Consider the following 9,357-nt stretch of genomic DNA (forward strand, 5'->3'; position numbering starts at 1 on the left):
CGCGTCGCACCGGCGCCGGACGACCGGCTGGATATTACGCACCCGCCTGCCGGGCGGGTCCGCGCACCGCGATCCGCTACCGTGCCCGTGATGACCGGGGACGCTCGCGGGTTGGTGACACGGCTGCTGTCGAAGGTCCGCCCGCAGTCGGCGGCCGCCGCCGCGGTCCCGCTGCCCGCGCTGCTCGGCTGGTACGCCCGGCGCGGGCTGCTCCCCGCCGTCCGCGGGCTCACCAGGCTGCCGTTCCTCGCCTCCGCCCGCCTGCCGCTGTTCGTCGGCCGCGGCGTCGTGATCGAGTACGCGCGTCTGCTGCACGTCGGCCGCGGCGTGCAGCTGGGCGCCGGCCTGCGCGTCACCGCGCTGTCGAAGCGGGGCGTGCATCTCGGGAACGGGGTCACCGTGCGCGAGCAGGGCTGGATCCAGTGCTCCTCGCACCCCGCGAACCCGGGCGACGGATTGTGGGTCGGCGACCGCACGTACATCGGCCCCCGCGCGACGATCGGCGTCGGCGGCCCGATCCGCATCGGCCGCGACTGCCAGCTCGGCGCGAACGTCACGCTGATCGCGGAGAACCACGAGGTCACGGAGGAGGGCGCCAGCGCCCACGACGTGCTGCGCCGCGGCATCCGCATCGGGGACGGCTGCTGGCTGGGTCACGGGGCGACGGTGCTCGACGGCGTCGAGCTCGGCGACCGCTGCGTCGTCGGCGCCGGCGCGGTGGTCACGAAGAGCTTCCCGGCGGGCACGACGCTCGTCGGCGTGCCCGCGAAGCCCGTCCGGCGGCGTAGCGAGGAGGCGGAGGCATGACCGACGTCCTGCTGATCACCTCCCGGCGGCTCGACGCCGACGACCACGGCGCGGGCGTCCGCACCGCCCGCATCGCGGCGGTGCTCGCGGACCGCTACCGCGTCACGGTCGTCGAGCCGGCGGGCGACGGCGACGTGCCCGCCGACGGCGTGATCACCTTCCCGCCACGGCCGCTCGACCTGCGGCTCGCCGCGTCCCTCGCCTCCACCGAGGGGGCGTCGGTCTGGAAGGCGATCGAGCCGGTCCTGCCGCGGCTCGAGGCGACGCGCGCGCCCGTCGTGTTCTGGGCGGACGCGATCCTCGCCTCCGCGGGTCTCGGACGCGTGCTGCCGGTCGCCGTGCACGTCGTCGAGTTCGCGAACATCGAGAGCCGCCGCTACCTCGCCATGACGCTCGACGGCTCCGTGAAGCGGCGCGCGTTCGCGGTGCTGGAGGCGGCGAAGGCGGTGCGCTGGCAGCGGTCGGTGGCGGCCCGCTCGGACGCCGTCGTCGCGCTCGCCCTCGGCGACGCCCGCGCGCTGCGGACGAGCCATCCGAAGCTGCTGGTCCGCAACGGCATCCAGGCTCCGGCGCGCGCGCCGGAGCCGTCCGCTGGTGCGACCGTGCTCGCGGTGGGCAGCTGGTGGTACGGCCCCAACCGCCACGGCATGCGCCGCTTCCTCGAGCGGGACTGGCCGCGGGTGCGGGCCGAGCTGCCGGAGGCGCGGCTGCGGATCGTGGGCGCGGGCGGCGACGACCTGACGACCGCACCGCCGGCGGGCGTCGAGGTCGCGGGGTTCGTCGACGACCTCGAGGCCGAGTACGCGGCTGCCGCGGTCGTGCTGGCGCCCGCCCGCTCCGGCGGCGGCAGCCAGCTGAAGCTGGTCGGCGCGCTCTCGCACGGCCGGATCGTGGTCGGCCCCGCGTTCCTCGCCCGCGAGCGCACCCCCGACCTGCCGGACGGCGCGTTCCGCACCGGCGACGACATGGCCGGCGCGATCGTGGGGCTGCTCCGCTCCCCCGCCGAGCGGCACGCGGTCGAGCAGCGCATCCGCGACTACTGCCTCACCTCCACGTGGGGGCACGCCGCGCGGCCGCTGATCCGGTTCGTGGATCGGGCGCTGCAGCGGTCCGCGGCCGCGGAGGCGGCGCGGTGATCCGCCTCCGGAGCCTCTGGTACCGCCTGCTCGTGAGCCTGTCGACGCGGGGGCGCGTCACCTTCGGGCCCGGCGCGATCGTGCTGAAGCCCGAGCTGGTGCAGGTCGCGCGCGGCGCGCGGCTCGTGCTGGAGGCAGGCGCCGTGCTCAACGTCGGGGCGCGCGTCGTCGTCCGCGACGGCGTGCTGCGGATCGGGGAGGGCGCGTACGTCGGGCCGCACGCGACCCTCGTCGCGTTCACCGACGTGACGATCGGGCCGCGGGCGCTGATCGGCGAACGGGTGTCCATCCACTCGGAGGACCACGGGCCCGCGGGCGACCGGGACGCCTTCCGCGTGTCGCCGGTCGTCATCGGCGCCGACGTCTGGCTCTGCGCCGGCACCGTGGTGTCGAAGGGCAGCGTCGTCGGCGCCGGCTCGACCGTCGGCGCGAACTCCTTCGTCCGCGGCGAGATCCCGCCCGGTGTGCTCGCGGCCGGCGCGCCCGCTCGGGTGGTGCGGCAGCTCGTCCCCTGAGGGCGGCGCGGCTTCCGGCTGCGGTGCACGGCCGGTCAGAACGGGCACTCCACCTCATCCTCGGCGTCGGCTTCCATCCAGGCGCCTTCTTCCGCACCGACCGATCGACGCCCTTCGCGCGGTAGCCCTGACCCTCGCGCGGTAGGTCGACGCACCGCGCAGAGGTGGAGGTACCGCGCGAAGGGGTCGGAGCACCGCGCCGGGTTGGGGCCGCGAGCCCGCCGCCGCCGCGTCGACCGGCCCCTCGCGGCGGTCCGGCCGGTATCGTGGCGTCATCGCCGCCCCGCCGATCGCACCCGCCGTCGTGATCCCCGTGCACGACCGGGCCGACCTGCTGCGGGCGGCCCTCGCGAGCGTCGCCGCCCAGACCCTGACGCCCGCCCAGGTGATCGTGATCGACGACGGCAGCACGGACGGCAGCGCCGCGGTGGCGCGGGCAGCCGGCGCGACCGTGATCAGCCAGCCCGCGAGCGGGGTGAGCGCCGCGCGGAACCGCGGGCTGCGGGAGGCGACCGTCCCCTCCGTCGCGTTCCTCGACTCCGACGACGAGTGGGAGCCCGGCCACCTCGCCGCACTCGCCGCCGCGGCGCCGGGGCACGCCCTGGTGTCCACCGCCGCGCTCACGAGCGACGGCGCGCTGATCGGCTCCCAGGCGCGCGAGCCCCTGACCCTGCGCGGGCCGGACCGGCTGGTCTGGCCGGACAACCCGGTCGTCACGAGCGCGGTGCTGGTGGATCGCGCGCTCGCCCTCGACGTCGGCGGGTTCGACGAGGCGCTGCGCCACAGCGAGGACCTCGACCTGTGGGCGCGGCTGCTCGAACGCGGCCCTGGCGTGGTGCTGCCCGAGGTCACGGTGCGCTACCGCACGCATCCCGGGCAGGTGAGCCTCGACGTGGAGGCGATGCGGTCGGGCGCCGCCCTCCTGCTGCGACGGGTCGCCCCCGCCACGGCGCGGGCAGTCACGATCCGCGACCGGTGGGACCGCCTCCGCGCGGCGGGTGCCAGGTCGCCGCGGGCGCTGCTCTGGTTCGCGGCACCCGCGCGCGCGGTCGTGCTGGCACGGCTGCTCGCGCACCGCGCCCGCGGGCGGCGCATCGCGGCGGAGGCGGCGGGAGCGCTGCGCTCGCCGTGAGGCCCGCGCGCCGGCGGGTCCGGGGCGCCGCCGCGCTCCTCTGCGTCGCGGTCGGCCTGCTGCTGGCCGGGTGCGCCCCCGAGCAGCCGACTCCCTCCCCCTCCCCGTCGCGGACCGCCGGCGCCGCGGTCTTCCACGTCGACTGCGGCGCGCCCGCCGGCGGCGACGGCAGCGCGGGGCGGCCCTGGAACGCGCTCGCGACCGTGAACGAGCACGGCGCCTTCCTGCCCGGCGAGCGGATCCTGCTCGCCCGCGGCACGGTCTGCAGCGGGCGGCTCACGCCGCAGGGCTCCGGGACGAACGGGGACCCGATCGTGCTGGGCGCCTACGGCACCGGAGCGCAGCCCGTCGTGCACGGCGGCGGCACGCCCGACCAGACGGGCGCGGTGCAGCTGACCGACCAGCACGACTGGATCGTGCAGGACCTGCAGGTCACGAACCTGGACGCAGGAGGGCCGAGCGACGCGCTGCGGGCCGGGATCCTGGTGCTCGACGACGGCAGCGGGGCGCTCGGTCGCGTCGTCGTGCGCCGGACCACCGTGCGCCAGGTGACGAGCAGCCCGGCCGGCGCGACCGCGGATCCGCACGAGTTCGGCGGCATCTCGGTCCTCGTCCGCGGCACGGCGACCCGCGCGGGCGCGCTGACCGACATCCGGTTAGAGGACAACCTGGTCGACCACGTCGGCCGGACCGGCATCGTCGCCTGGTCGGACGCGTGGCCCGCCTCCCCGCTGCGGGGCGTGTCCATCACCGGCAACCGCGTCGTGGAGGCGGAGGGGGACGGCGTCGTCGTGTGGGGCGTCGACGGCGGGGTGCTCGAGCACGACGTGGTCGAGGGCTTCGGCCACCTGCCCGCCTGCCCGCGCTGCGCGAACCCGACCGCGAACACCGCGAGCGCGGGCATCTGGCCGGTCATGTCGACCCGGATCCTGATGCGCTACGACGAGGCCTCCGGCGGCGGCGCGGGGGGCGGCGACGGGCAGGGGTTCGACCTCGACGACGGCACGTCCGACGTCGTGCTGGAGGGCAGCTGGTCGCACGACAACGACGGCGGCGGCGTGCTGATCTGCGGCACCAGGGGCTCGGAGATCCGCAGCAACGTGTTCGCGGACGACGGCGGCGGCGAGATCACCTTCAGCTGCCCCACGCAGCGGGACGGCGTCCGGATCGTGGACAACACCGTCCTGCTCGCCGCGGGCAGCACGGCGCAGGTCGTACGGCACAACAGGACCTCCGGGACGGACCCGGTCGTCTTCGCGAACAACCTCGTGATCGACCTGAACGGCGGCGGCTACGCGTGGCCGGTGCCGGTGACGGCCCAGGGGAACGTCTACGCCGGCACGCTGCCCGCCACGAAGCCCGCCGACGCGACCGCCGCCGTGGACCCCGGCCTGCTCGCGCCGGGCACCGCCGGCACCGGGCTCGACTCGGTGCGAGGGTTCACGCCCTTGCCGGGCACCGCCGCCGCCTCCGGAGGCGTCCAGCTGCCGGATGCGGGCACTCTCGACTACTTCGGGCGCACCCGCACCGGGGAGGCCGGCCGCGGCGCGATCGCGGCGACCTCCTCCCCCGCAGCCCTCGCACCCGTGGTGCCGACGGCGGCCAGGGCCGACGGCGACGTCACGCTGACGTGGTCCGCCGATCGCGGCACCGGCTGGCTGCTGCAGCGCAGCGAGGGCGGCGGCGCCTTCCGCGCGATCAGCGGCGTGCTGCGCGCCGGCGCGTTCGTGGACGCGGACCCGCCCGCCGGCGCGGTGCGCTACCGGCTCGTGCAGGCCGGCCGGGACCGCTCGGGTGACCCCTCCGCCCCGGTCGGCGTGCCTGCCGGCTGAGAGTCCGGATCCGGGCGGGTTCCGCCATTCCGGGCGTGAATTCGCGCCCGGAATGACGGAAGCCGCCCGGAGCCGCTCAGGCGGGGACGCGGCGGCGGAGGCGGGTGCCGGCCGCGTCCTGCACGACGCCGCGGAGGACCGCCGCGTCCGCGCGGACCCCCGGCAGCAGCATCATGAGCGGCACGACCACCGCCGCCGGCACGGCGACGCCGACCAGCAGCTGCACGACGGGCCCGCCCGCGGCCGTCAGCTCCACCGCGGCGAACGCGAGCAGGCCGATGATCGCGGCGACGGCCAGCGGGCGGATCGTGCCGGCGAGCAGCGACCCGGCGGCACCGATCGCCTTCGCGGTGCCCCAGGTGGCGGGGACGAGCCACTCGACGAGCAGGCCGGCTGCGGCTCCCCAGGCGACGCCCGTCGTGCTCTGCGTGGCGCCGACGATCACGAGCACGACCGCGATCGGCTGGGTGATGAAGGTGCACACCAGGTAGACGCGCATCGCGCCGGACGACACGAACATCCAGTAGTAGACGACCCCGAGGATCTGGAACAGGCCGCCGATGCAGAGGATCCGGAACAGCGGCACCGTGGCGGACCACTGGGGCCCGAGCGCGACGGTCGTCAGCGGCTCGGCGAGCGCGATCATCAGCGCGAAGCCCGCCAGTCCGACGTAGACGGTGACCAGCTGCAGCTTCAGCAGGCGCCGGAGGTAGGCGCGAGGGTCGTCGCGGACCTGCGACAGCACGCTGATCGCGAGGTTCGCGAACGGCGTGACGCCCTGCATCACGGGCTGCGAGTACAGCTGGAACGCCTTCGCGTACAGGCCCAGCCACGCGGCGCCGAACAGGCGTCCGACCAGGATCTTGTCGAGGTTCGAGCTGACGTAGGAGATCAGCTGCACCGACATCAGCTGCCCGCCGAACCCGACGAACGGGCGGATCTCCCCGAAGCCGCGCGGCCGGCCGGGCAACCAGCGCCCGAGCAGGAGCAGCGCGACCAGCATCGTGAGGCCGAGCAGCACGGCCTGCACGACGAGGGCCCACGCGCCGGCCCCGACGGCCGCGAGCACGATCGCGCCGGTCAGCGAGACGCCCTGCCCGGCGAGGTCCACGACCGCGAGGTCCCGAAAGCGGCCGCTGCGCGTCAGCTCCACCCGGTACTGGGCGCCCGCGCCGTTCAGCGCGAAGGTGAGCGCGGCGACGCAGACGAGCGGCGCCAGGTCGGCCCGGCCGTAGAACCCGCCGATGACCGGGGAGGCGGCGATCGCGACGAGGGTGAGCGCGACGCCGATGCCGGTGCTCGCCCAGAAGAGCGCCGTGCGCTGCGACGTCGAGATCGACGGCGCCTGGATGGCCGCCAGCGAGAGGCCGAAGTCCCGGAACAGCTCGCCGATGCCGACGACCGCGATGATCATCGCGTAGACGCCGAAGTCGGCGGGCGGCAGCAGCCGCGAGAGCACGACGATCGAGACCAGGCTGACGGCGATCTTCCCGGCCTGCGACACGGAGACGAACGCGGCGTTGCGCGCGGAGCTCACGACTGGCCCGCCAGCGACGCCCGCGCCCGGCGCCCGACCCGCTTGGGCACGTACAGCGCCGCGGCGCGCAGCCACCAGCCGATCCGGCGGCCGCGGGTCAGGACCCGGACGCCGAGGTCGATCGCGTCGTCACCGAGGCGGGCGGCTCCGGTCAGGCCGAGCCGCTCGCGGCGCACCTCCCGCAGCAGCCGGGGCACCTCCGCCGCGCGCTGCGCGGACAGCCCGCCCTCGAGGTAGGAGATCGCGACGCGGCGGTCCTGCCCCGGCGCGCCCGCGAGCCCGAAGCGCAGGATCAGGTCGAAGTCGCCGACGAAGGAGTGCTCGAGGCTGTGGCCGCCGAGCGCCTGGAACGCGGTCCTGCGGAACCAGGTCGCCTGGTGGCAGTGCGGCTGCAGGCCGTGCGCGTGGGCCCACCGGCGGTGCGGCACGTTCGCGATGACCTGCCCGTCGACCTTGCCGCCGACGTAGGCCGCGCCCGCGACGAACCAGTCCCGACCGGCGGCGTCGGTCTGCGCGAGTCCGCGCAGCACGCGGGCGAGCGCGTCGTCGGAGGCGAACAGGTCGCCGGCGTTCAGGAAGTGCAGCCAGGTGCCGGAGGCGCGCGCCGCCCCCTTGTTCATGGCGTCGTAGATGCCGTCGTCCGGCTCGCTGATCACCAGGTCGGGCACGGCCGAGCGCTCGGCGACGGCCACCGTGCCGTCGGTCGAGGCGCCGTCGACGACCACCACCTCCACGCTGCCGGCGGCCGGGCGCTGGCGCTCGATGCTGCGGAGCGTCGCGTCGAGCGCGGCGGCGTCGTTGCGGACGGCGACGACGATCGACACGTCGGGCGAGGGCGTCTTCATGGGGTCGGTGTCCAGTCCTGGGAGCGCAGGGGTCATCGGAGCGGGGCTCGGCGAGTCCCCGCGCGCTGCGGGACCGCGAGGCGGGGCAGCCGGCGGGACCGCAGGTCGGCGATCGCCGCCGGCAGCGCGGACCACGCCCCGACGGCCAGCACGACGACGAAGGGGAGGTAGAGGTAGACGTAGCGGGATCGCGTCTCGAACAGCAGCTGGAAGCAGAGCAGCGCCAGCAGCGCGAGCCGGGCGCCGTCGATCGCGCGGCGGCGGGTCGGGGAGGCGAACCGGGCGACCGGCAGCGCGGCGCCCGCGAGCAGCAGGAGCCAGCCGGCCTGCCAGAGGCTCGCGAGGTACAGGTGGTCTGAGCCGTCCCGCGCGTACCACTGCCGCACCGTCGTGCTGTAGGCGCCGGTCCAGAACCAGTCCGGGTAGTTCTCCCCCTCCTGCCCCCAGTAGAAGGAGCCGTCGGCGAACGTCCGCAGCGCCTTCTGGCCGAGGAACACCGCGTACCCCTCCGGCCCCATCGCGGCGACCCGGTCCTCGTACACCTGCAGCGCCGCGTTCGCCCGCTGCGGCTGCGGCACCGCGAAGGTCGACTGCACGTCGGCGTAGTCGAACCCGCCGGTGCCCTGCGCCCCCATCTTCATGAAGTGGGTGATCGGCGCGCCGCCCTTCCACCCGGCCACGTCGAACCGGACGAGCCCGGAGGCGTCCGTCGCGGCGGTGACCGCGGCCGACGTGCCGACGCCGGCGAGCAGACCGACCCCCGCGACGGCGGCGGCCGCGACGAGCACGGACCTGCGGCGCAGCGCGCGCCGCGAGCGGACCGCCTCCACCAGGACGAGGGCGATCACCGCGAACAGCACCGTCGGCTTCAGGGCGATGCCGAGCGCGGCCACGCCGCCGAACGCGGCGGCGAGCGCGAGGCGGGCACGCGGGCCGCGGGCCGCGCGGAGGTGCAGCCCGACGAGCAGCAGCCCGATCGGGAACAGCATGCCGAGGGTGTCGGAGTAGGGCGTGTTCAGCCAGGGGCTGAGCGTCGTGTAGACGGCGGTCGCCGCGAGCGCGAGGAACGCCGTGCGGGTGCTCCAGAGCCGGCGCGCGACGAGGAACGTCAGCAGTTCGACGACCGTGAGCGCGACGCAGTTCATGGCGACCGCCAAGAAGACGTACGTGCGCAGCCCGTCGATCCCGAGCAGGTGCGCGACCGAGAACAGCGCCGTGAAGAGGCTGCCGAGCGCGAGGTTGTTCGGGTACATGCCGAAGTACGACGCGAAGAGGGCGGGGTCGTACGGCGGGGTGACCGCCTCGGGGAACACGCGGTGGTACGCGGCGAGCAGCACGATGCCCGAGTCGAACCCCGGCACCTTCAGCAGCCCCGCCGCGATCGTCAGCTTCGCGCCGAGCAGGACCGCGAGGACGACGGCGACCACGACCGGCAGGCGCGGGGCGTGCCGGAGGCGCCCGGGAGCCCGGCGCGCGACGAGCACCCCGGTGAGCGCCAGCAGCGGCAGCAGCACGAGCACGAGCACCGGGGAGGAGTTCGAGGGGAGTCGGGG

8 protein-coding genes are annotated in these 9,357 nt (G+C 75.8%); 5 read left to right on the top strand and 3 right to left on the bottom strand.

The features are described from left to right. The first annotated feature begins 90 nt into the window (after positions 1–90). The 5 genes from ACFE60_RS02300 to ACFE60_RS02320 all read left to right on the top strand — a co-directional run bounded on the left by ACFE60_RS02300 (position 91) and on the right by ACFE60_RS02320 (position 5,422). Positions 91–807 (top strand): acyltransferase, encoded by a 717-nt coding sequence (locus ACFE60_RS02300; RefSeq protein WP_375387222.1) that lies wholly within the window; start codon positions 91–93, stop codon positions 805–807. Then, positions 804–1,943, top strand: coding sequence for a glycosyltransferase (locus ACFE60_RS02305; protein ID WP_375387223.1), 1,140 nt, complete (start codon positions 804–806; stop codon positions 1,941–1,943). Before ACFE60_RS02300 ends, ACFE60_RS02305 begins: the two co-directional genes overlap by 4 nt. Then, complete coding sequence (locus ACFE60_RS02310) at positions 1,940–2,458, top strand: acyltransferase (protein WP_375387224.1); 519 nt, start codon at positions 1,940–1,942, stop codon at positions 2,456–2,458. Before ACFE60_RS02305 ends, ACFE60_RS02310 begins: the two co-directional genes overlap by 4 nt. Before the next feature lie 304 nt (positions 2,459–2,762). Beyond that, positions 2,763–3,590 carry a glycosyltransferase family 2 protein gene (locus ACFE60_RS02315; RefSeq protein ID WP_375387225.1) on the top strand — a complete coding sequence of 276 codons (828 nt, stop codon included), beginning with the start codon at positions 2,763–2,765 and terminating at the stop codon, positions 3,588–3,590. After that, positions 3,587–5,422, top strand: coding sequence for a hypothetical protein (locus tag ACFE60_RS02320; protein WP_375387226.1), 1,836 nt, complete (start codon positions 3,587–3,589; stop codon positions 5,420–5,422). Before ACFE60_RS02315 ends, ACFE60_RS02320 begins: the two co-directional genes overlap by 4 nt. A 76-nt stretch (positions 5,423–5,498) precedes the next feature. Here ACFE60_RS02320 and ACFE60_RS02325 read toward each other — a convergent pair whose 3' ends face one another. The 3 genes from ACFE60_RS02325 to ACFE60_RS02335 all read right to left on the bottom strand — a co-directional run. Next, on the bottom strand, positions 5,499–6,959 hold the full coding sequence (locus ACFE60_RS02325) for a lipopolysaccharide biosynthesis protein (protein WP_375387227.1): 1,461 nt from the start codon (positions 6,957–6,959) through the stop codon (positions 5,499–5,501). Next, positions 6,956–7,804 carry a glycosyltransferase gene (locus ACFE60_RS02330; RefSeq protein WP_375387228.1) on the bottom strand — a complete coding sequence of 283 codons (849 nt, stop codon included), beginning with the start codon at positions 7,802–7,804 and terminating at the stop codon, positions 6,956–6,958. Before ACFE60_RS02330 ends, ACFE60_RS02325 begins: the two co-directional genes overlap by 4 nt. 32 nt (positions 7,805–7,836) lie before the next feature. Then, the coding region (locus ACFE60_RS02335) for a hypothetical protein (protein ID WP_375387229.1) at positions 7,837–9,357 on the bottom strand (1,521 nt) is incomplete at its 5' end.

It is taken from the genome of uncultured Amnibacterium sp. (assembly GCF_964245895.1).
GTDB lineage: Bacteria > Actinomycetota > Actinomycetes > Actinomycetales > Microbacteriaceae > Amnibacterium.

Bases quoted from the DNA above. Each gene is read 5' to 3' on its own strand.
- ACFE60_RS02300 (WP_375387222.1), top strand. From the start codon at position 91: ATGACCGGGGACGCTCGCGGGTTGGTGACACGGCTGCTGTCGAAGGTC.
- ACFE60_RS02330 (WP_375387228.1), bottom strand. From the start codon at position 7,804: ATGAAGACGCCCTCGCCCGACGTGTCGATCGTCGTCGCCGTCCGCAAC.
- ACFE60_RS02305 (WP_375387223.1), top strand. From the start codon at position 804: ATGACCGACGTCCTGCTGATCACCTCCCGGCGGCTCGACGCCGACGAC.